The sequence below is a fragment of the Thalassovita mediterranea genome (assembly GCF_001458435.1).
Classification (GTDB): Bacteria; Pseudomonadota; Alphaproteobacteria; order Rhodobacterales; family Rhodobacteraceae; genus Thalassobius; species Thalassobius mediterraneus.
The window spans coordinates 254,850-276,317 of sequence record NZ_CYSF01000007.1 but is presented as its reverse complement, the minus strand read 5'-3'; the positions used below and the strand labels follow the sequence as shown (position 1 = coordinate 276,317).

Sequence of the window (21,468 nt, the reverse complement as noted above, 5' to 3'; positions counted from 1 at the left end):
TCAGATCTCCTTAACGACGGCCACGACCGCCGCCAGTGCGGGGCGCGGGACCATCCTGGGCTTCTGCAGCGCGACGATCACGAGCAGCAGGATCGTGCTCCATGATTTCGCCTTTGAAGATCCAGGTTTTGATGCCGATGATACCGTAGGGAGTCATCGCTTCGGCGTGAGCGTAATCGATGTCCGCACGCAGGGTGTGCAGCGGCACGCGGCCCTCACGGTACCATTCGGTACGCGCGATTTCTGCACCGCCCAGACGGCCAGCAACGTTTACACGGATGCCCAGGGCGCCCATGCGCATGGCGTTCTGAACCGAACGCTTCATCGCACGACGGAAGGACACACGGCGTTCCAGCTGCTGAGCGATCGACTCTGCAACCAGCTGAGCGTCCAGCTCGGGCTTGCGCACTTCAACGATGTTCAGGTGCAGTTCGCTGTCGGTCATGTTCGACAGTTTCTTGCGCAGAACTTCGATGTCAGCACCTTTCTTGCCGATGATCACGCCCGGACGCGCGGTGTGAATAGTCACACGGCACTTCTTGTGGGGGCGCTCGATGATCACGCGGGCAATACCGGCCTGCTTGCACTCTTCACCGATGAACTCACGGATTTTCAGGTCTTCCAGCAGAAGATCACCGTAGTCTTTGGTGTCGGCATACCAGCGGCTGTCCCAGGTGCGGTTCACCTGCAGGCGCATGCCAATCGGATTTACTTTCTGACCCATTAGGCTTGCTCCTCAACTTGACGCACCGTGATGGTGAGTTCCGAGAACGGCTTGACGATCTTGCCGAAACGGCCACGTGCACGAGGACGACCGCGCTTCATGGTCAGGTTCTTACCAACGTAAGCTTCTGCCACGATCAGCTCGTCCACATCCAGGTTGTGGTTGTTTTCGGCGTTCGCAATTGCGGACTGAAGGCATTTCTTCACGTCCTGCGCGATCCGCTTTTTCGAGAAGGTCAGATCGGTCAGAGCCTTTTCTACCTTCTTGCCGCGGATCATTGCGGCGACCAGATTCAGTTTCTGCGGCGAGGTACGAAGCATACGGGCCTTGGCCATTGCTTCGTTATCTGCCACGCGGCGGGGATTTTTTGCCTTGCCCATGACTTACTTCCGCTTCGCTTTTTTGTCAGCCGCGTGACCGTAATAGGTACGAGTCGGCGAGTATTCACCGAACTTCTGACCAATCATGTCTTCGGTGACGTTGACGGTGATGTGCTTCTGGCCGTTGTAAACGCCAAACGTCAGACCCACGAATTGGGGCAGGATCGTCGAGCGACGCGACCAGATTTTGATGACTTCGTTGCGACCCGATTCACGCGCTGCTTCGGCTTTTTTCAGCACATAAGCATCCACGAAGGGGCCTTTCCATACAGAACGTGCCATGTCTTAACGGCCCTTCTTCTTGGCGTGACGCGAGCGGATGATAAGCTTCTGCGACGCCTTGTTGGTGTTGCGGGTACGCTTGCCCTTGGTCGGCTTACCCCAAGGGGTTACCGGGTGACGACCACCAGAGGTACGACCTTCACCACCACCGTGGGGGTGGTCGATCGGGTTCATTACCACACCACGGACCGACGGACGGATGCCTTTGTGACGCATACGACCGGCTTTACCGAAGTTCTGGTTGGAGTTGTCGGGGTTGGAAACCGCACCAACAGTTGCCAGGCATTCCTGACGAACCATACGCAGTTCACCCGAGCTCAGACGGATCTGAGCGTAGCCGCCGTCACGACCAACGAACTGAGCGTAAGTACCGGCTGCACGAGCGATCTGGCCGCCTTTGCCCGGTTTCAGTTCGATGTTGTGAACGATGGTACCGATGGGCATACCCGAGAAGGGCATGGTGTTACCGGGTTTGATGTCGGCTTTTGCAGACGCGATAACCTGATCACCAACTGCCAGACGCTGCGGGGCCAGGATGTAGGCCTGCTCGCCGTCTTCGTACTTCACCAGTGCGATGAAGGCGGTACGGTTGGGGTCATATTCGATACGCTCAACGGTTGCTGCAACGTCGAATTTGTTACGCTTGAAGTCCACGATACGGTAGAGGCGTTTTGCCCCGCCGCCTTTGCGACGCATCGTGATCCGCCCGGTGTTGTTCCGGCCGCCCTTCTTGGTCAAACCCTGGGTGAGGGCTTTGACGGGGCGTCCTTTCCACAGCTCCGAACGGTCGATCAGTACCAGCCCACGCTGGCCTGGCGTAGTCGGTTTATACGACTTAAGTGCCATGCTTCTGTCTTCCGTTTTGTGAGGCAGGCGATTGCCTACCCTTAGGTTATAGCCCCCCGTCCGTTTGTTCCCTGAGAGAGGAAACGCCCTACTTGGGTGGCCGATCATAGGGCCCCGAAGGTCCCAAATTCCAAATATCATGGGCCCCGGAACGAATCCGAGGCCTCAAGATGCGCGGGAGGTATCAGAGATGTGAGGGCGAGTCTATAGCACAGGCAATAAATAAAGGGGCAAAGCGCATTTCACGCCTGCCCCTTTCATTTCGTGTCACTCACACCGCATGACTGCGGTCGGCAAGATCGGGTTTATCTTACCACTTACCGTAAACCGGGTTCTTGGTCTGCGGGCCATCACGCACCGGCAGCGGGCCGCTGCTACAGGCCGACAGGACCATCACACTTGCGATTACGGTGATCATGCTCAGTTTCTTAAACATCTTACCATTAACTCCTCAGACTCTGGCTGCCTTTATATAACGACGCCGGTGAACAATTGGTTAGCCGCCAAAGCGCAGGGCGCGCTTTAGCACGCGCTTACGCGCATTCCGTCGAATGGCCCCATTTAGCGCAGTCGCCAGTTCGCTCTGGCCGTTCTGACGCAGCGCCACGGCAATATCGCGCCAAAAATCCCATGTGTACTGGTTGCCGCGTTTCCACGGCAAGGACAGTTTCGACAGCGCCTCAGCATCCAGCGGCGCATCAAAGGTCGGCACCTTATCAAGGTGCCCCGCAACCAAGAGCTGCGCCTGCGTGCGCATACACTTTTCGCACCGGCCACAGTTATAGGCCTCACCCGGGTTTTCATAACAAACCCGCAACCCCTGCAGCAGATGCGGCGTCACTGCGCCGATGGTGTTGATCTTTTCTTGGCGATCCACCCGACAAGAGAAGTGCCGCACCAGCTGCTGATCGCAGGACCACATCGGATCGACCAACGGGGAACTCGCGTGTGGAATGATATCCTTGTATTTCGCATAGGATCCGATCAGTGCCGTTGGCACCTCCTCAGCGACACACTTGGCTATTGCCCCCAAAATGACGCTGAAGCCGGTTTTGGTCCAGTTGGCGTAGCGATCATGCAGGTCGCGCGCGTTGGTGCGCACATCCGCGTAGCGAAACTGATCCTCCGGAGCGAGCTGTTTGAAAATCCGCTCTTTGGTTTCCTGCCATAGCTCTTCTTGATCAAGAGCGATGTCCATTCCTTGGATCAGCCACAGATCGGTGACCTGCGAACACCCATGCACCTGATTCAGGCGGCGCATTTCCGCAATATTATAGAGCGAGTCGACCCCGCCGGAATAAAACGCCCCTACCCTCTCTTCGTCCGACCGGGTGCGAAATTCAGCCTGCCCTTCGATAGCGATCGAAGTGTGGCGTTTTGGAAAGTAGTCACAGTAGATCTCGATAGCTTCCATCATATTGATCAACAGTGACTGCGAAATCTCGTCGCGCAGTCGCAATGGTTCGCCCAGCCGCATCGCGACCGGCATGCACACCAAGGCAAAAGGGTCGGCCTTGGGGGTTTGCGGAACAAAATACGCCTCGGGCCAGTCAAACCAAAGGGTCTGCCGCGCGCTCTTGGTTTTACGGAACACCTTGCCCGGTGTTTCGATTTCGATTTCCGCGCTGATCCGACAGCGGCCGTCTTTGGTTTCGATTTGTGCTTGGTGGATGATCATCACGCGGCCCTCTGTCTGGTGCATCCTTATCAGGCGCAAAAGGGTTGCGTTCAAGGCTATACACAAGCCACGGCATCAACCCGCGCGTTATACCCCTGCAACGGGGGGCGTGCGTTCTTTTTTAAACGCCACACCAGCCGTTTCTGCTGTTTGCGATCTGGAATGAAATAGGCACTACGCTCTCCGAACTTTTCAGATTTGAAACGTGGAAAGATTTTGCAGACTTCTTCGATCGCCTCATCGCGCAGCGCCAGTCGCGCTTGCGGGCCCAGCAGCAAGCTTTCACTTGGACAGCCTTCGGCGAAGACAACCTCATGCGCATCAAACAGTAGGTGAACATAGTCGACATCCTGCGCATCCTCGTCGACGTCGATCCCCTCCAGGTCGCACAATCGTATCGCGGCAACCAACGATCCACCCTCACCAAACATCCGCTCACACACAGGCGAATGCACCAGCATCCGGTGTTGACGCGACACCCACAGATCACGTTCCGGCAAGCCCTGCCCCAACGCGCCCGCGGAAATCCGAACAGGTCGCAGCGTTGGGTCCGCAGTCAGCTCTGCCGGTGTCAGGTGACGCCTTCCGACCCACCGAACGGGTTTCAGCCCGTGTTCTGTTAGGACAAGATCCCCCACCGCAATGTCGCGCGCAGACTTAGGGCCGGTTGCTGTTTCGATCTGCGTTGCCCCGTGGAAACACACCATCAATTCGACATTGTCGATAATCGCACCAAGACTGTCATTTGGACCACGCTCGGTGAAACGCAGCGTGTAGGTCCCAGCATCCGGAAAACTAACAGGTAGGGTAAATTCTTGCAGCGAATTGTTTGTTGGCCGGACCTCCGCAAACGCGATCACCGCACCGCTGTCATCCAGTATTTCGACGCGGAACCCTTCAGCCCCGGCGTTGCCGTTGGAGGCGGTGCGCAAAGCCGTGTCGAACGTCAATTCGCGCGTGCTGGAGCCAGAGACGGTAAAGGTCTGCTCCATCACCGTGATCTGGTTTCTACGCCCGTCAACCTCCGCAACGCGGTTTAAGGATCCGTTCCCCAGATATGCCGTTTCGCGATACGTCGCCTCGATATCCGTGCCGGACCAGCCGGTTGCACCAGCATCAAAGGTTCCGTTTACGATCAGGTTAATCGGGGGCATTTCACAGGCTCACAAGTCAATCGAAGTGAGGATCCCGCACAGTTATGGATAGACCGTGAATGAAATAAGGTCTTTTCAGGATGGTTTGCGTCGAAATTCAGACACAAGGCCAAACCGCAAAGAAAAAGGCCCCCGCTTTCGCAGGGGCCTTTCTATGTTTAGCAGTCCAGCGACTTACAGACCGGTGGTCACGTCGATGGTGTTGCCCTCTTCCAGGGTAACATAAGCCTTTTTCACGTCTTTACGCTTGCCCAGCTGGCCGCGGAAACGCTTGGCTTTACCTTTGGTGATGGTGGTGTTCACAGCTTTGACCTTCACACCAAACAGCGCCTCAACGGCCTCTTTGATCTGGGGTTTGTTGCTGTCGATCGCCACTTCAAACACAACAGCACCGTTTTCCGACGCCATGGTCGCTTTTTCGGTGATGATCGGTTTGCGGATCACATCATACAGTGCAGCTTTGGTCATTTCAGGCGAGCCTCCAGAGCTTCGACACCTGCTTTGGTGATCACCAGGGTGTCACGCTTCAGGATGTCATAAACGTTGGCGCCCATCGTCGGCAGGATGTCCAGACCTTCGATGTTGCGTGCGGCAACGGCGAACGCTTCGTTAACGGCTGCGCCGTCGATGATCAGCGCGCGCTTCCAGCCCAGGTTCTTAACCTGTTTGGCCAGTGCAGCGGTTTTGCCTTCTGCCTCGGCAGCTTCGATCACAACCAGCTCACCTGCTGCGGCTTTCGCCGACAGAGCGTGCTTCAGACCAAGTTTACGGAACTTTTTGGTCAGGTCGTGGCCGTGCGAACGCGGGGTCGGGCCCTTGTAGATACCACCTTTACGGAAGATCGGCGCGTTGCGGTCGCCGTGACGAGCGCCACCGGTGCCCTTCTGGCGGTAGATCTTCTTGGTCGAGTAGGAGGTTTCCGAGCGGGTCTTCACCTTGTGGGTGCCGGCCTGCGCGTTGTTACGCTGCCAACGAACCACACGGTGCAGGATGTCCGCACGCGGCTCCAGACCGAACAGGTCTTCGGACAGTTCTACGGAACCAGCCTTGCCACCGTCGAGTTTGATCACATCAAGTTTCATGCTTCACCCCCTTCGGCAGGTGCTTCTTCAGCCACAGCTTCAGCAGCTGCGGTTTTCAGAGCGGCCGGGAACGGTACGTTTTCAGGCAGAGCCTTTTTCACGGCGTCCTTAACTGTGACCCAGCCACCTTTGGAACCGGGAACGGCACCTTTAACCATGATCAGGCCACGGTCGGCGTCGGTTTTGACGACTTCCAGGTTCTGAGTGGTCACACGGACGGCACCCATGTGGCCGGCCATTTTCTTGCCTTTGAAAACCTTACCGGGATCCTGACACTGACCGGTCGAACCGTGCGAACGGTGCGAGATCGATACACCGTGCGATGCACGCAGACCACCGAAGTTGTGACGCTTCATCGCACCGGCAAAACCTTTACCGATCGAAGTGCCCGCAACATCGACTTTCTGACCTGCAACGTAGTGCTCAGCCGAAATCTCGGCGCCCACTTCGATCAGGTTGTCAGCGGAAACGCGGAATTCAGCCAGTTTACGCTTGGGCGCAACGTTGGCTTTGGCGAAGTGACCGCGCATGGCCTGGCTGGTGCGTTTGGCTTTTGCCGAACCGGCGCCCAGCTGAACGGCGGTGTAACCGTCACGCTCTTCGGTGCGCTGGTCAACGACCTGCAGGTTTTCCAGTTGAAGAACGGTTACAGGGATCTGCTTGCCGTCTTCCATGAACAGGCGGGTCATGCCCACCTTTTTAGCGATAATACCAGAGCGCATAATTTATACCCCCCGATTACGCTTGCAGCTTGATCTCGACATCCACACCAGCGGCGAGGTCGAGCTTCATCAGCGCGTCAACGGTCTGGGGGGTCGGATCAACGATGTCGAGCATACGCTTGTGCGTACGGATCTCGAACTGGTCGCGGGATTTCTTGTCGATGTGAGGGCCACGCAGAACGGTGAACTTCTCAATCTTGTTCGGCAGCGGGATCGGGCCACGTACCTGAGCGCCGGTGCGCTTGGCAGTGTTTACGATTTCCTGAGTGCTGGCATCCAGCACACGGTAATCAAATGCCTTCAGCCGAATGCGAATGTTTTGACTTTGCATTTCGTCAGCCTTTTTTTAGGCGTTGGAGTTGAGAGGAGGGTCAGCGACCATCGCCGATCCTCATCGAACCCGAAAAGGCGGGAATCACCCCGCCTCTATCTGCAACAGCAGACTTGCGCCGTCTACAGTGCCAAAGCCCATGTGGCAAGGGGTTTTGCGGGGTTTGGCGGGAAATGAGACAGGAGCAGTGATCTACCCGCCCGGGCGCCCCGCGTTCGGGCCGCGCCCGACCGTCCGCTAGGGCGGGCACTGCCCTCTGGTGCATCTGATAGACACGCAAAAAGGGCGCCCCGAGGGACGCCCTTTTCTTAGATCAAATCGTCGAGATTACTCGATGATTTTGGATACAACACCGGAACCAACGGTGCGGCCGCCTTCACGGATGGCGAAGCGCAGGCCTTCTTCCATCGCGATCGGGGCGATCAGCTCGGCCGACAGTTTCAGGTTGTCGCCGGGCATTACCATCTCGGTGCCCTCGGGCAGGATGCAGGTACCGGTGACGTCGGTGGTACGGAAGTAGAACTGCGGACGGTAGTTCGCGAAGAACGGGGTGTGACGACCGCCTTCTTCTTTGGTCAGGATGTAGACCTCAGCTTCGAACTTGGTGTGCGGGTTAACCGAACCCGGGGCACACAGAACCTGGCCACGCTCAACCGAGTCACGGTCAACGCCACGCAGCAGCGCGCCGATGTTGTCGCCGGCTTCACCGCGGTCCAGCAGCTTGCGGAACATTTCAACACCGGTACAGGTGGTTTTCGAGGTGTCTTTGATGCCAACGATTTCGATCTCGTCACCAACGTTGATCACGCCACGCTCAACACGACCGGTTACAACGGTACCACGACCCGAGATCGAGAATACGTCTTCGATCGGCATCAGGAACGGCTGGTCAACGGCACGTGCGGGCTGCGGGATGTACTCATCAACAGCTGCCATCAGCTCTTTGATTTTCTCTTCGCCGATTTCAGGCTTGTTGCCTTCCATCGCCGCCAGAGCGGAACCTGCGATGATCGGAATATCGTCACCCGGGTAGTCGTACTCGGACAGCAGCTCGCGGACTTCCATTTCCACCAGCTCCAGCAGCTCTTCGTCGTCTACCTGGTCAACTTTGTTCAGGAATACAACCATCTTCGGGATGCCAACCTGGCGGCCCAGCAGGATGTGCTCACGGGTCTGCGGCATCGGGCCGTCAGCTGCGTTCACAACCAGGATCGCGCCGTCCATCTGCGCTGCACCGGTGATCATGTTTTTCACGTAGTCAGCGTGGCCGGGGCAGTCAACGTGTGCGTAGTGACGGCTCTCGGTTTCGTACTCAACGTGTGCGGTCGAGATGGTGATGCCGCGCGCTTTTTCTTCAGGTGCGCCGTCAATCTGGTCGTACGCTTTGAAGTCACCGAAGTATTTGGTGATTGCTGCGGTCAGCGTGGTTTTGCCGTGGTCAACGTGGCCGATGGTGCCGATGTTAACGTGCGGTTTGGAACGCTCAAACTTTTCCTTTGCCATTCTAAAGGCGCCTCGTGTTTAGGGGGCCAACGCCCCGATTGATCATCGCGGGCCGTTTATTGGGTTCGGGGGGGAAAATCAAGCGTCTGTTGCACCTTGAAGCGTATTAGCGGCAGGTTCCTGCGACGTTTCTGTCGCGGTTTCCGCTGCGTCTGCTTCAGATACCGGATTTTCCGCAGGTTCCGCAGGTGCTTCGCCTTCGATTGCGCCCTCACCTTCTAACGCCGATTCCACCGTTGCGGCGCCCTCTTCTGGCACCTCAACGTCGCCCGCCACCGCAGGTATAAACCAGCCTTCTTGGCTGTTCTGACGTTCCAAATAGTTCTTGATCAAACGCGCAGCATTTTCGGAAAGATTTTTCATCTGGGTTTCGCGCGACTGGGTCAGACCAGACCCCAAAAACGTCTCGCCCGAGGTGCGCTCCAAGACTGTAATTTGCTTGGGTTCGGCATTGAGTTTAACACCCTTAGCATCGTCCCAGACATCAATATTAACGATCAAAACCGATTTAGGGGAGGCCACGACCGGCACCCCTGGCTGGGCCAGAACATACCCCTGAACAGAGACGCCAAAATGATAAAGGCGCTCCCCCTCGTAACGCTCAAAACGGGTGCCAATTGCAGTTTCCAGCGCGGCAACCCATTCCTCAGGTTCGGCATTGCGCGACAACGGGCCTTTGACCATGTTGTTTGCCACAACAACATTATGCCCCAGCGAAAAATCACCCAGCGGTTCAGGTTTTTCGGCCAGATCAGCCGTAGAAGAACAGGCTGCCGCCCCCAAAAGCGCCACAACAGCCAGCATACGTTTGATCATTTTCGGCCTCTCCCCTGCCCCGCAAAGATATATTGCATCCCGCAATAGCCCAGCCACACGCATCTGGCAAACTTTGGCCACGGGCAAGCGCGGAATGCCGCGCGTTGCCGAGACAGCGCTGACGCTTATATCGTTAGTCATACAGCCGACAGCCATGATCGGAACGCATATGCCACACGTACCTGACACACCAAACAGCACCACGCTGCCCGCTCATATACCGCTGGTCCGCGAACCCTGGGGTATGCTCAAATCCCTGCGTGCGGCGCGTGAAAATCTGCTTTCGATACTGCCCGATATTGCAACCCGCCAACCGATGGTCAGCGGCAAAACGGGGCGACGTTGGCACATGGTGATGGACCCTGACGCGATCCGGCAGGTCCTGTTGGAACGGGTCGATGATTATCCGAAATCACTGGTGACCAAAAACCTGCTGCGCCCAGCAATCGGCGAATCAATGTTCATTGCAGAAGGCGCCCATTGGCGCTGGCAGCGGCGCGCCGCCGCGCCGGTTTTTTCACACCGCAATGTCACCAATCTGGCTCCGGTCATGTCCGCCGCAGCCGAAGCGGCCTGCGCACGCATAGATGCAGCCGGCGCGCGCGCCGTGAATATGGCAGACGAGATGGTGCGCGCGACATTTGATGTGATCAGCGATGTGACCTTTTCCGGCGACGACGGTTTTGATCGCCAGTCGATCCACCGCGCCATTGATGCCTACATTGCCGAGGCAGGCCGCGTGTCGCTGCTGGATATGCTGGGCATGCCAGACTGGGTCCCTCGCCCTGCCCGGCTGATGACTGGCCACGCCCTACGTGACATGAAACATGTCGCGGATGCCGCCATCGAGGGACGCCGCAAATCTGGACCACGTGCTACCGCAGATCTATTGGATCTGTTGTTGGCGGGAGAAGATCCAGAAACCAAGCGACAAATGAACACCGGAGAGTTGCGTGACAACCTACTGACCTTCATCGTCGCGGGACATGAAACCACCGCACTGACGCTCGGCTGGGCGCTCTATCTGATGGGATTTGATCCAGCAGCCCAAGAACGCGCCCATGCCGAAGCCCGCGCCGTAATTGGCACCGATGTGGCGAACGCGGATCATTTGCAGGACCTCCCGTTCGTCCGTCAGATTGTTGATGAAACGCTGCGACTATATCCACCCGCTGCGATCCTGTCGCGGACCGCTCAGACAGCCGATGAGCTTTGCGGGCGCGAGATACGGCGCGGGGATACGGTGATGCTGCCAATCTATGCGCTGCACCGCAATCACCTGCTGTGGGATGATCCCGACCAATTCCGCCCAGAACGTTTTGCCGATCGCAAGGCAATCCAGCGCTATGCCTATCTGCCCTTTGGCGACGGGCCCCGCATCTGCATTGGCGCCTCTTTCGCGGTGCAAGAGGCAGTGATCGTCCTTGCCACCCTACTGGCGCGCTATCGCTTCAGCGCGGTGCCGGGGCGCAGCCCCAAACCTGTGATGATCCTGACCTTGCGCCCCGAAGGCGGCGTTTGGCTACAGGCCGAGAAACGTCCCTGATCTGAGCAAACAAAAAGGCCCACGCAAATCTGCGCGGGCCTCTCTACATTCTATGCCGTGAGGAAGGATCAGACCTTCAGGTTCGGGATGATCTGTTTCTTGCGGCTCATGATGCCGGGCAGGACAACACTGTCGCCGTCCACAGTGGCGCCGAAGGATTTTTCAGCAACGCCTTTGACCAGATCGTTCGGGACCAGCAGGGTCGCTTCTTCTTTCAGGATGTCGACCACGAACAGCAGAACTTCGTCCACGCCGTCTTCGGCCTGAACGGTTTTGAAGGTTTCCATCAGGCTCTCTTTGCGGCCCAGCGGGATTTCCGGTGCAGTGGTTTCCAGAACGGAGACGCGGAATTTGGTGCCGTCCACTTCGTATTCTTTGGAGTCCATGCGGATCAGTTCCGCATCGGAGAACGCCGAAACGTCGGATTTCGCGGCGAACATTTCAGCCGCGTAGGCGGTGACGTCGATGCCCAGATCGGCGGCCAGCGCAGCAACCACTTCGCGGTCACGGTCGGTGGTGGTGGGCGAACGGAATTCCAGCGTGTCGGACAGGATGCAGGTCAGCGCAGCGCCTTTGATGGCCTCAGGCATCTTGGCGGCGGCGTCGCCCATCAGGTCATACATGATGGTCGCGGTGCAGGCCAGCGGACGGATGGTGATGTCGATCGGGCCTTTGGTTTCCAGACCGCCAACCAGTTTATGGTGGTCGATGATCGCAGTGATGTCCGCGTCATTGATGTTTTCGGGCAGTTCAGCAGGGTTGTTGGTGTCAACGATGACAACCGGCGCGCCAGCTTCGACCCCGTCGATGATTTCCGGCTTATCCAGGTTCCAGCGGTCCAGCATGAACAGCGCTTCGGTGTTAGGTTCGCCCAGCAGCTTTGGGGCGGCGGCAACGCCTTTCACTTCGTTCAGGTACCAGGCCCAAACGATGGGCGAGCCGGTGGAATCGGTGTCAGGGGATTTGTGGCCAAAAACCTGCGTGGTCATGGGAGCATCCTTCGTGAATCGTGGAAACATAAACTTGGGGCGGCTTATAGGCCGCCCCCATATGTTTGTCACGGTGACAAAGAGGCAGGGCGTTAGGGCTGTGACATGGACAACGCGGTGATGGTAAAACCGGCCTCTTCCAACAGACGCAAAACCCCTTCCTCGCCTGGCAAGTGCATTGCCCCAACAGCGACCAAGCTGGGGCGCACCGTCAACCCGTCGATCAACGTCGGCGCCCAAAGATGATTTCGCCCTGCGATCAAATCCCCCATCATTTCATCAAAGAGGCCGCGCAGACGGGCGGCATCCTGATCCGAAAGACCGACACTGATCCTGTCCAGTTCGACTTGGGCATTTTCCCAGATCAGTTGAATTTCTTCGCCAAAGTAGAAGTCCGACAAGCCGCCCATGCCATAGGCTGTTGGTAGATCCAGCATCAGCGACCAGCGCATGTCATCAACCTGCTGATCCAATGGGTCGCCTGCCAACCTGTCGAGCATGTCCTGTTCCCTGTCGAGCGAAGACACGGGTTTATCCGCTGCGTCCGCTGTCTCTTCGATCATCTTGTCGATCCCCACCCGTCCGGCCTGCAGATCATCTATCGCGCAGCGCGGCATCATCATGGTGAACCCAAGAAACCACGGCTGCATCTTGGCCGCCATGAAACCGGGGATCTGGTAAGGTTCCAGCGCCGTTTTCAATCGTTCCCATGCCACTGGCCCCAAACGATCCAGCAGGCTGGGCCCATCTGTAATAGTGATCAATGTCGCGTCGCTGGTTAGACGGCGCTCAAAGGCCGACATATCTGCCTTATCAAACTCGACGAAAACCTGTTCCACCTCTTCAATAAGAGGCTTCAACCGTTCAAGCGACCGGCCATGGCGTGGCGTATAAAGGTGCATGGTCCCAAAAACATACGAGGTGACTCCATCCTTTTCGACCTGCCATAATAGGCCCGAGTGATAGGGAACGGATGCAGCGCGCGCGCGTAGATCCATCAGTTGCGCATCGTCCAATGTTGCAGGCGCATCACAGTCCGCGTGGCCTTCATCCGGCGCAATGCCAACCGCCAAACCACACAGCAAAACCGTCGCCTGTAGCACCTGCTTCAATCGCATCACATTACACCCTTTTATGTCGGCAGAAATCCTAACAAATCCCGCAAGGATTGCAAATCAATGCCCCCATCTAACCCGACGCTAGGGGCTTGGCCGCCTGTGATGGGCACAGTACACCAATACTATGACCAAATTGTCTGAAACCGATCTTTACCCACCTGTGAAAGCGTTCTTTGAGGCGCTGGGATTTGAGGTGAAATCTGAAATTGGCGCAGCCGATGTTGTCGCCCTGCGTGACGGTGAACCTCCGGTGATTGTGGAACTGAAGACAGGCTTTTCCTTGACCCTGCTACAACAGGGGGTTGCCCGCCAGAAAGTGACCGATCAGGTCTATCTGGCCGTCCCACGTTGGAAAGGACGCGCCGGCTACAAGGCGTTCAAGGGCAACATAGGCCTATGCACACGCCTAGGCCTTGGGGTGATCAGTGTTTCACCGGCGGGTGAGGTGCAGGTCCATCATGACCCCGCCCCCTTTCAGCCGCGCAAGGTCAAGCGGCGCCAGACAACGCTGATGGCGGAATTTGAACGCCGCGAGGGCGACCCGAACCAAGGTGGCGCCACCCGCGTGGGCCTGATCACATCCTACCGCCAAGAGGCCCTGCGCTGCGCTGCCTATCTGGCCGAACACGGCCCCACCAAAGGCGCCGTGGTCGCCAAAGGCACCGAGGTGACCCGCGCCACACGGGTCATGGCGTCAAACCACTACGGCTGGTTCGAACGGGTGAACACGGGGATTTATGATTTGACGGCTCTCGGGAAGAAAGCTGTTAAAGAAACTTAAAAGAGACGATAGGCGCACAAACGCAAACCACGACAAAGACCTTTAGAAGCCGAATGATCGATTTTTTACTTAACCTATTTCTTAGAATTTTTCCCAAAACCTATGCTGATCCAGAAACATGCGACCACGACTGGGTTGTCATGGCCTGTGTGATCTCGGACGTTTCCATTGACGTCATCTGCTATGGATGCGGTTTAGTGGGCAATGTACCCGACCCCACCGAAGATGAATGGATAGCCAATGCCGATGCAATGGAGAACGACTATCGATGGCACGCCCCCGATCGGGTAATAACACACGGCAAGGTGTGGCGGCCCTGATCATTCTTTCCTGAACAGGTCAGGAGTGTCGTTGCAGCGAAGCGTGATTTGGTTGCCCCCCTCCAGCTGGGCATAGTCCCGCAGAGCTACGCCGCATTCGGGGGCGTGCTGATCTAAAAGCCGGACCCACTTTTGGGACAGCTGCAGGTCCTTTTCGCTCCAGGTTTCGGTTTCTTCGGCTATGGTTTCTGGATCATGCCCGTCACACCACATACCTAGAACATTGGCCGCCTTCTGCGCGCCTTCCACTGCCATTGGGCCAACCAACAAGTTGTAGATGCCATGTGGGTTCTGACAGTCCGGCAATGCAGCTTGGCAGCGTTCTGCTATAGTTGGGAAGTGGCTGTTGCACCATTGTTCTATCCCTAACAGCACAGTGGGATGCTGCTCAACAAGTGCCGTCCTTTCACACTGAAAGACTTCACTTGTGTCATATCTGAGAGATGACAATCCCGGAATTAAACTGCGCGGTGTGGCTAGATCCCGCAGGTCGTTTGGGTAAGTGGCACAATGCAGAATCCAAGATAGGAAACTCAGATTCGTAAGATCCTTCGGTGCTATTTCCCAAAGCCATGGCGACGCCGCGTAGGTCACCGGGTATAAGTCTTCTTGGTGATGAAGCATCTCCCAATAGAGAGTATCAGCCAGCGGTTGGTCCCACTGTTTAGCCAATTGTGCCAAAGCTCCGGACACATCCTGCACCCCGTAAGGGCCATATAGTAGGGACCATGCAGGATGTTCTAAGGCAAGCTTCATAGTGTAAATCTGCTGCGATGGATGGAGGTGGCATTTCAATTCAAAGTAAGTAGTTAGATGGTTGGCGGCAATGAGATTTCGGCGCCCTTGTAGCCTTGCAACACGTCGACAACGTGCGGGCAGGTGACAAGCAATCCGCCCGCCCACGGGCCGCGTTGATTAGGTCGAGCCGATGCGGCGCTTTGAAATAAGAGTGCTGGGCTGTCAAAAATATCCCCCCACAAACGGTTGACTCCCCCTAAGGCCATTCCTAACTATGCCTCCGTTAGCACTCGACCCTAGTGAGTGCTAACGGTCCTGCTTCATGAGAAGGGGACCGGACAAAAACTTTGAGCTGAGGAGCCTCAGAGATGGCATTTAAACCGCTTCATGACCGTGTGCTGGTTCGCCGCGTAGAGAGCGATGAAAAAACCGCAGGTGGGCTGATCATTCCCGACAGCGCCAAAGAAAAGCCGGCGGAAGGCCTGGTTGTAGCTGTTGGCGCAGGCGCCAAGGACGATGCGGGCAACCGCGTTGCCATGGACGTTGCAGAAGGCGACAAAATCCTGTTCGGCAAATGGTCCGGCACCGAAATCACCGTCGACGGTGAAGAGCTGCTGATCATGAAAGAATCCGACATCATGGGCATCATTGCCTGATTGTCGACGACAGAATTTAAGTAACAGGAGCAAGCACAATGGCTGCTAAGGACGTCAAATTTGACACCGATGCCCGCAACGCAATGCTGCGCGGCGTAAACATTCTGGCTGACGCCGTAAAAGTGACCCTGGGCCCCAAAGGCCGTAACGTGGTCCTCGACAAATCCTTCGGCGCACCGCGCATCACCAAAGACGGTGTATCGGTTGCCAAGGAAATCGAACTGGAAGACAAGTTCGAAAACATGGGCGCCCAGATGGTGAAGGAAGTTGCTTCCCGCACCAACGACGAAGCAGGCGACGGCACCACCACCGCAACCGTACTGGCACAAGCGATCGTTCGCGAAGGCCTGAAACAGGTTGCAGCCGGTCTGAACCCGATGGACCTGAAGCGCGGCATCGACATGGCAACCGCCAAAGTCGTTGAAGGCATCAAAGACATGGCCCGCGAAGTCAAAGACTCCGCTGAGGTTGCGCAGGTTGGCACCATCTCCGCCAACGGCGAAGCTGAGATCGGTCAGCAGATCGCAGGCGCGATGCAGAAAGTCGGCAACGAAGGTGTGATCACCGTCGAAGAAAACAAAGGTCTGGAAACCGAGACCGATGTTGTTGAAGGCATGCAGTTCGACCGCGGCTACCTGTCGCCTTACTTCGTGACCAACCCCGACAAGATGATCGCAGACCTCGACGACTGCATGATCCTCTTGCACGAAAAGAAACTGTCCTCGCTGCAGCCGATGGTTCCGCTGCTCGAGTCGGTGATCCAGTCGCAAAAGCCGCTGCTGATCATCGCAGAGGACGTAGAAGGCGAAGCACTGGCAACTCTGGTTGTGAACAAACTGCGCGGCGGCCTGAAAATTGCTGCTGTGAAAGCACCGGGCTTCGGCGATCGCCGCAAAGCCATGCTGCAGGACATCGCAATCCTCACCGGCGGTCAGGTCATCTCCGAAGATCTGGGCATGAAGCTGGAAAACGTCACCATGGACATGCTGGGCACCGCGAAGAAAGTGGCCATCACCAAGGACGAAACCACCATCGTTGACGGTGCCGGTGAGAAAGCCGAGATCGAAGCACGTGTTGCTCAGATCCGCACCCAGATCGAAGAAACCTCTTCGGACTACGACCGTGAAAAACTGCAAGAGCGCGTAGCCAAACTGGCCGGCGGTGTTGCTGTGATCAAGGTTGGCGGCATGACCGAGGTTGAAGTGAAAGAGCGTAAAGATCGTGTTGACGATGCTCTGAACGCAACCCGCGCAGCTGTACAGGAAGGCGTCATCGTTGGTGGTGGTGTTGCTCTGGTTCAGGCTGGTAAAGCGCTGGAAGGTCTGGAAGGTGCAAACGCTGACCAGAACGCCGGTATCACCATCGTTCGCAAAGCCATCGAAGCGCCTCTGCGCCAGATCGCTGAAAACGCCGGTGTTGACGGTGCCGTTGTTGCTGGCAAAGTGCGCGAGTCGGAAGAAACCTCCTTTGGTTTCAACGCTCAGACCGAAGAGTACGGCGACATGTTCGCATTCGGTGTGATCGACCCCGCCAAGGTAACCCGTACCGCTCTGGAAGATGCGGCATCGGTTGCTGGCCTGCTGATCACCACCGAAGCCATGGTTGCAGACAAACCGTCGAAAGACGGCGGCGCAGCCCCGGCAATGCCCGACATGGGCGGCATGGGCGGCATGATGTAATCCTATCGGGATTGATCAGCCACTGGCTGCAAGATTTGGGGTCGCCTTCGGGCGGCCCTTTTTCGTTTGTCTCCGCCGTATTGATCTACGCAAACGATTGGACCCCACATAGATGTGAGTTCGAATAAATTGCACCGTCGCTCTGGCCTGTTAATGCTGGGGCAAACCAGACCGGAGAAAGAGCATGGCATCGCTATACACAGCGCCCGATGGACACTGTCGCTGCGCATGGGTCGCAGGGGTCGAGGCGTTTTTACCCTACCATGACACCGAATGGGGCTATCCGGTCAGCGATGACATTCGCCTGTTTGAAAAGCTATGTTTGGAAAGTTTTCAGTCCGGCCTCAGCTGGCGCACCATTTTGGCAAAGCGCGAGAATTTTCGCGCGGCCTTCGACGGCTTCGATTTCAACAAAATAGCGGCCTATGGCGACGATGACGTGGCGCGCCTGCTCGCAGATGCGGGCATTGTCCGTCATCGGGGCAAAATCAACGCGGTGATCAACAACGCCGCCCGCGCGCAGGAACTGGTGGCAGAGGCAGGATCTATCGCGGCCTTTGTCTGGTCGTTTGAACCCGCGCCGGAGGAGCTGGCAGAGCCGCAGACGCAATCCACCTCCCCCGCCTCTATCGCGTTGTCAAAAGCGTTGAAAAAACGCGGCTGGAAGTTTGTTGGCCCCACCACTGTTTATGCCTTTATGCAGGCGATGGGGTTGATCAACGACCACGCCACAGGCTGCGTTATGCGCGCTCGGGCCGAAGAAATGCGGGCGGATTTCACCCGTCCCGCAATGAAAGAGTAACACCATGCGCCTGTTTCTACTGACCTTTGTGACCATGGTGGCCTTCGCGGCGAACTCTCTGCTGAACCGCGCAGGAATTGTTTTGGCGGGGGCGGAATCTGTGGCCTTTGCCTCCCTACGGCTTGCCTCGGGTGCGGTGATGCTGGGGGCGTTGTTGCTGTTACGGCGCGGTGCGGAACCGACCGCCGCACCGCCGCTTAAGCGCGGGTTCGCGGTGCTGTCGCTGCTGACCTACCTCTACGGCTTCTCACTGGCCTATCAGGCGCTTGATGCAGGCGCAGGGGCACTGGTCCTGTTTGCGATGGTCCAGATCACTATGTTCGCAGGCGCCGTGATGATGGCCGAAGCGGTCCCGCTGCCCCGCTGGTTGGGGGCCGCGCTGGCGCTGGCGGGATTGGCGTGGATCCTGTGGCCCGGTGCAGAGGCTGCAATGCCGCCACTTGCGTCGGCGCTGATGGCGCTGGCTGGGGTTGGCTGGGGCATCTATTCGCTGATGGGACGCGGGGCATCTGACCCGACGCGGGAAACCGCGCTGAATTTCATCTGGGCGGCGCCTGTGGGACTTGCTGCATGGGCACTGTTTGGCGCGTGGGAGATGAGCGCACGGGCGATCCTGCTGGCGGTTCTGTCGGGCGCTGTCACCTCCGGCCTTGGCTATGCGCTGTGGTACAGCGTTTTGCCCCGCCTTGGCGCCAGTCGAGCGGCGGTGGCGCAGTTGACGGTGCCGGTGATTGCGATCATCGGTGGCGCGCTGCTGCTGGGGGAATGGCCGGATCTGCAATTCGCCATCGCCACGCTGGTGATCCTGTCGGGCGTAGCCCTAGGTGCAATGCCCGCGCGCGACAAATAACGCGCAAAACAGACCCAAAGAAAAACGCCCCACCGAAAGGCGGGGCGTTTCTATTTCTACCGAACCGGGACTTAGCCCAGTTTTTCGGTCAGCTCAGGCACTGCGTCGAACAAGTCTGCCACCAGGCCGAAGTCTGCAACCTGGAAGATCGGTGCTTCTTCGTCTTTGTTGATGGCGACGATGATCTTCGAGTCTTTCATACCAGCAAGGTGCTGGATGGCGCCCGAGATACCGGCAGCGATGTAGAGGTCCGGTGCAACAACTTTACCGGTCTGACCAACCTGCAGGTCGTTCGGGGCATAGCCCGAGTCAACTGCGGCACGGGATGCGCCAACGGCACCGCCCAGTTTGTCGGCCAGTTTCTCGATCAGCTCAAAGCTCTCTTCGGAACCAACGCCACGGCCACCGGAGACTACGATACCAGCCGAAGTCAGCTCAGGACGGTCGCTTTCAGCAACCTTGTCCTCAACCCACTCGGACAGGCCGGGGTTACCGGCTGCTGCGGCGGCTTCAACGGCGGCGGAACCACCTTCGCCAGCGGCGTCGAAGGTCGAGGTACGAACGGTCAGAACCTTGGTCGCATCCGAGGATTTGACGGTCTGGATCGCGTTACCTGCGTAGATCGGACGCTCAAACGTGTCGGCGTCTACAACGGCGGTCACGTCGGACAGAACCATCACGTCCAGCAGAGCTGCAACGCGCGGTGCAACGTTTTTCGCAAATGCGGTCGACGGTGCAACGATGTGGCTGAAACCACCAGCCAGCGAAACAACCAGATCTGCGACCGGTTCGGCCAGACCGTTGCCATAGGCAGCGTCGTCTGCGCACAGAACTTTGGACACGCCGTCCAGCTTTGCAGCTTCTTCAGCTGCGCCACCGCAGGATGCGCCTGCGCAAAGGACGGTCACGTCGCCCAGCGCCTTGGCGGCGGTCAGGGCTTTGGCGGTGGCGTCAACAGCCAGCGCACCATTTGCAACTTCGGCAATCAGAAGAACAGCCATTATACAGCCCCCGCTTCTTTCAGTTTCGCAATCAGCTCATCAACCGAACCAACCTTGATGCCTGCGGCACGTTCCGCCGGTTCACCGGTTTTCACGATTTCCAGACGCGGGCTTACATCAACGCCGTAGTCAGCTGCGGTTTTTTCTTCCAGCGGCTTTTTCTTGGCTTTCATGATGTTGGGCAGCGACGCGTAGCGCGGCTCGTTCAGGCGCAGGTCGGCGGTGATGATCGCCGGCAGGTTCACCTTGATGGTCTGCAGACCGCCGTCAACTTCACGGGTCACGGTCGCTGCACCGCCGTCAATTTCAACTTCGGAAGCAAAGGTCGCCTGACCCCAGCCCAAGAGGGCCGCCAGCATCTGACCAGTTGCGTTCATGTCGTTGTCGATCGACTGTTTACCAGCGATGACCAGCTGCGGCTGCTCTTCGTCAACAACAGCTTTCAGCAGTTTGGCAACGGCCAGCGGTTCGATGTCCTGGTGAACGTCGTCAGCTGCGTTGATCAGGATCGCGCGATCGGCACCCATGGCCAGCGCGGTACGCAGGGTTTCCTGAGCCTGCTTAACACCGATCGAGACCACAACGACCTCTTCGGCTTTGCCTGCTTCTTTCAGGCGAATGGCCTCTTCGACGGCAATTTCGTCGAATGGGTTCATTGACATCTTAACGTTGGCGAGATCGACGCCGCTGCCGTCCGCTTTCACACGAACTTTCACGTTATAGTCGATCACACGTTTGACAGGTACGAGTACCTTCATTTCGCGGTCTCCCTTACAGTGTTATGGCGCCGCTTTCTGCAGTGCCAAAATTCTATATGCCACTTGTTATATTCTTGCGTGGCGCCGAAACAGGGCAAAATCGTCACGTTAGCGCCAAAGGACGCCGCGTTTTACTTTTTTTGCCCCCGAAACCTTGCGGAAACTTTTCAAAAGCTGAGCAAAAACTTTCAGGTCCATGCAGATTCTGCGCGTACGGCGGCCACCAAACTGATCATTTCCGTCCGCATATCGGCCAAGAATCACTCCACCCCATGGATTGAGGCAGATCAGGGCGCAGGTTTGCCTTTTGCCCCAGACTGCAAAGCAGGAGGAGAAACAATGCTTACAGTGACAAAACCGCAAGAGAACCGCATCGACATCACACTGAGCGGCAAAATTGACGCCACCACAATGCGCCAGGGGTTGGACGATCTACTGTCGCTATCAGAGGGCATAACCAACGGCGTGATGATGTACCGCATACCTGATTTCGCCATGCCCAGCTTTGCTGCGATCGGTGTCGAGATGACCAGACTCCCCGCATTATTTGGGCTGCTTACCAAATTTGATCGCTGCGCAGTGCTGACCGATGCCGCATGGCTGAAGTCTGCCGCGGAAATGAAGGGCAGTCTATTTGGCGGCATAGATATCAAGGCCTTTGACCTTGATCAGAATGAAGAAGCCGAAGCGTGGCTGAAGGCCTAAACCGGCC

26 protein-coding genes are annotated in these 21,468 nt (G+C 57.3%); 8 read left to right on the top strand and 18 right to left on the bottom strand.

Going from position 1 to position 21,468, the window contains the following annotated elements:
- Positions 1 to 10: 10 nt before the first annotated feature.
- From rpsC to TM5383_RS08690, 13 genes are all read right to left on the bottom strand, one after another.
- Positions 11 to 724 (bottom strand): 30S ribosomal protein S3, encoded by a 714-nt coding sequence (rpsC, locus tag TM5383_RS08745; protein WP_058318654.1) that lies wholly within the window; start codon positions 722 to 724, stop codon positions 11 to 13.
- Positions 724 to 1,104, bottom strand: coding sequence for a 50S ribosomal protein L22 (rplV, locus tag TM5383_RS08740; RefSeq protein ID WP_058245158.1), 381 nt, complete (start codon positions 1,102 to 1,104; stop codon positions 724 to 726). The genes rpsC and rplV overlap by 1 nt, the downstream gene beginning before the upstream one ends.
- A 3-nt stretch (positions 1,105 to 1,107) precedes the next feature.
- The gene (gene rpsS, locus TM5383_RS08735; protein ID WP_058318653.1) at positions 1,108 to 1,386 is read right to left on the bottom strand and encodes a 30S ribosomal protein S19; all 279 of its coding nucleotides are present in this window, start codon (positions 1,384 to 1,386) and stop codon (positions 1,108 to 1,110) included.
- 3 nt (positions 1,387 to 1,389) lie between these two features.
- Entirely contained in the window at positions 1,390 to 2,232 is an 843-nt protein-coding gene (rplB, locus tag TM5383_RS08730; RefSeq protein WP_058318652.1) for a 50S ribosomal protein L2, read from the bottom strand.
- Between the two features lie 310 nt (positions 2,233 to 2,542).
- Positions 2,543 to 2,668 (bottom strand): hypothetical protein, encoded by a 126-nt coding sequence (locus tag TM5383_RS17080; RefSeq protein WP_268807773.1) that lies wholly within the window; start codon positions 2,666 to 2,668, stop codon positions 2,543 to 2,545.
- 60 nt (positions 2,669 to 2,728) lie between these two features.
- Positions 2,729 to 3,910, bottom strand: coding sequence for a hypothetical protein (locus tag TM5383_RS08725; RefSeq protein WP_058318651.1), 1,182 nt, complete (start codon positions 3,908 to 3,910; stop codon positions 2,729 to 2,731).
- Positions 3,911 to 3,966: 56 nt separating this feature from the next.
- Positions 3,967 to 5,064 (bottom strand): Hint domain-containing protein, encoded by a 1,098-nt coding sequence (locus tag TM5383_RS08720; protein WP_058318650.1) that lies wholly within the window; start codon positions 5,062 to 5,064, stop codon positions 3,967 to 3,969.
- Positions 5,065 to 5,238: 174 nt separating this feature from the next.
- Positions 5,239 to 5,532 carry a 50S ribosomal protein L23 gene (locus TM5383_RS08715; RefSeq protein ID WP_058318649.1) on the bottom strand — a complete coding sequence of 98 codons (294 nt, stop codon included), beginning with the start codon at positions 5,530 to 5,532 and terminating at the stop codon, positions 5,239 to 5,241.
- Positions 5,529 to 6,146 carry a 50S ribosomal protein L4 gene (gene rplD, locus TM5383_RS08710; RefSeq protein WP_058318648.1) on the bottom strand — a complete coding sequence of 206 codons (618 nt, stop codon included), beginning with the start codon at positions 6,144 to 6,146 and terminating at the stop codon, positions 5,529 to 5,531. The genes TM5383_RS08715 and rplD overlap by 4 nt, the downstream gene beginning before the upstream one ends.
- Positions 6,143 to 6,868, bottom strand: coding sequence for a 50S ribosomal protein L3 (gene rplC / locus TM5383_RS08705; protein ID WP_058318647.1), 726 nt, complete (start codon positions 6,866 to 6,868; stop codon positions 6,143 to 6,145). Before rplC ends, rplD begins: the two co-directional genes overlap by 4 nt.
- A gap of 16 nt (positions 6,869 to 6,884) precedes the next feature.
- Positions 6,885 to 7,199 carry a 30S ribosomal protein S10 gene (gene rpsJ, locus TM5383_RS08700; protein ID WP_058245166.1) on the bottom strand — a complete coding sequence of 105 codons (315 nt, stop codon included), beginning with the start codon at positions 7,197 to 7,199 and terminating at the stop codon, positions 6,885 to 6,887.
- A gap of 327 nt (positions 7,200 to 7,526) precedes the next feature.
- Entirely contained in the window at positions 7,527 to 8,702 is a 1,176-nt protein-coding gene (gene tuf, locus TM5383_RS08695) for an elongation factor Tu (RefSeq protein WP_058317645.1), read from the bottom strand.
- Between the two features lie 78 nt (positions 8,703 to 8,780).
- Entirely contained in the window at positions 8,781 to 9,518 is a 738-nt protein-coding gene (locus TM5383_RS08690; protein WP_058318646.1) for a hypothetical protein, read from the bottom strand.
- Between the two features lie 169 nt (positions 9,519 to 9,687).
- On the opposite strand from TM5383_RS08690, the gene TM5383_RS08685 reads away from it, so the two are divergent.
- Entirely contained in the window at positions 9,688 to 11,064 is a 1,377-nt protein-coding gene (locus TM5383_RS08685; RefSeq protein WP_058318645.1) for a cytochrome P450, read from the top strand.
- A gap of 68 nt (positions 11,065 to 11,132) precedes the next feature.
- Here TM5383_RS08685 and TM5383_RS08680 read toward each other — a convergent pair whose 3' ends face one another.
- Positions 11,133 to 12,053 (bottom strand): manganese-dependent inorganic pyrophosphatase, encoded by a 921-nt coding sequence (locus TM5383_RS08680; protein ID WP_058318644.1) that lies wholly within the window; start codon positions 12,051 to 12,053, stop codon positions 11,133 to 11,135.
- A gap of 92 nt (positions 12,054 to 12,145) precedes the next feature.
- A complete protein-coding gene (locus TM5383_RS08675) occupies positions 12,146 to 13,171 on the bottom strand; it encodes a TraB/GumN family protein (protein WP_058318643.1) in 1,026 nt (341 codons plus the stop codon).
- A 124-nt stretch (positions 13,172 to 13,295) separates the two neighbouring features.
- On the opposite strand from TM5383_RS08675, the gene TM5383_RS08670 reads away from it, so the two are divergent.
- A complete protein-coding gene (locus TM5383_RS08670; RefSeq protein WP_058318642.1) occupies positions 13,296 to 13,952 on the top strand; it encodes a DUF2161 domain-containing phosphodiesterase in 657 nt (218 codons plus the stop codon).
- Between the two features lie 53 nt (positions 13,953 to 14,005).
- Complete coding sequence (locus TM5383_RS08665; RefSeq protein WP_058318641.1) at positions 14,006 to 14,272, top strand: hypothetical protein; 267 nt, start codon at positions 14,006 to 14,008, stop codon at positions 14,270 to 14,272.
- Here TM5383_RS08665 and TM5383_RS08660 read toward each other — a convergent pair whose 3' ends face one another.
- Complete coding sequence (locus tag TM5383_RS08660; RefSeq protein WP_058318640.1) at positions 14,273 to 15,028, bottom strand: hypothetical protein; 756 nt, start codon at positions 15,026 to 15,028, stop codon at positions 14,273 to 14,275.
- A 350-nt stretch (positions 15,029 to 15,378) separates the two neighbouring features.
- Between TM5383_RS08660 and TM5383_RS08655 the strand changes: the two genes are divergently transcribed.
- The 4 genes from TM5383_RS08655 to TM5383_RS08640 all read left to right on the top strand — a co-directional run bounded on the left by TM5383_RS08655 (position 15,379) and on the right by TM5383_RS08640 (position 18,997).
- The gene (locus tag TM5383_RS08655; RefSeq protein WP_058318639.1) at positions 15,379 to 15,666 is read left to right on the top strand and encodes a co-chaperone GroES; all 288 of its coding nucleotides are present in this window, start codon (positions 15,379 to 15,381) and stop codon (positions 15,664 to 15,666) included.
- Positions 15,667 to 15,704: 38 nt separating this feature from the next.
- A complete protein-coding gene (gene groL, locus TM5383_RS08650) occupies positions 15,705 to 17,345 on the top strand; it encodes a chaperonin GroEL (RefSeq protein ID WP_058318638.1) in 1,641 nt (546 codons plus the stop codon).
- A 184-nt stretch (positions 17,346 to 17,529) separates the two neighbouring features.
- On the top strand, positions 17,530 to 18,147 hold the full coding sequence (locus TM5383_RS08645; protein WP_058318637.1) for a DNA-3-methyladenine glycosylase I: 618 nt from the start codon (positions 17,530 to 17,532) through the stop codon (positions 18,145 to 18,147).
- 4 nt (positions 18,148 to 18,151) lie between these two features.
- A complete protein-coding gene (locus TM5383_RS08640; RefSeq protein WP_058318636.1) occupies positions 18,152 to 18,997 on the top strand; it encodes a DMT family transporter in 846 nt (281 codons plus the stop codon).
- 71 nt (positions 18,998 to 19,068) lie between these two features.
- Here the strand turns inward: TM5383_RS08640 and TM5383_RS08635 are convergent, their stop codons facing one another.
- Together TM5383_RS08635 and TM5383_RS08630 are read right to left on the bottom strand one after the other, a co-directional pair.
- Complete coding sequence (locus tag TM5383_RS08635; RefSeq protein WP_058318635.1) at positions 19,069 to 19,998, bottom strand: electron transfer flavoprotein subunit alpha/FixB family protein; 930 nt, start codon at positions 19,996 to 19,998, stop codon at positions 19,069 to 19,071.
- Positions 19,998 to 20,756 carry an electron transfer flavoprotein subunit beta/FixA family protein gene (locus tag TM5383_RS08630; protein ID WP_058318634.1) on the bottom strand — a complete coding sequence of 253 codons (759 nt, stop codon included), beginning with the start codon at positions 20,754 to 20,756 and terminating at the stop codon, positions 19,998 to 20,000. Before TM5383_RS08630 ends, TM5383_RS08635 begins: the two co-directional genes overlap by 1 nt.
- A 78-nt stretch (positions 20,757 to 20,834) precedes the next feature.
- Between TM5383_RS08630 and TM5383_RS16960 the strand changes: the two genes are divergently transcribed.
- Positions 20,835 to 21,461, top strand: coding sequence for a SpoIIAA family protein (locus TM5383_RS16960; RefSeq protein ID WP_231725084.1), 627 nt, complete (start codon positions 20,835 to 20,837; stop codon positions 21,459 to 21,461).
- The last annotated feature ends 7 nt before the right edge of the window (positions 21,462 to 21,468 follow it).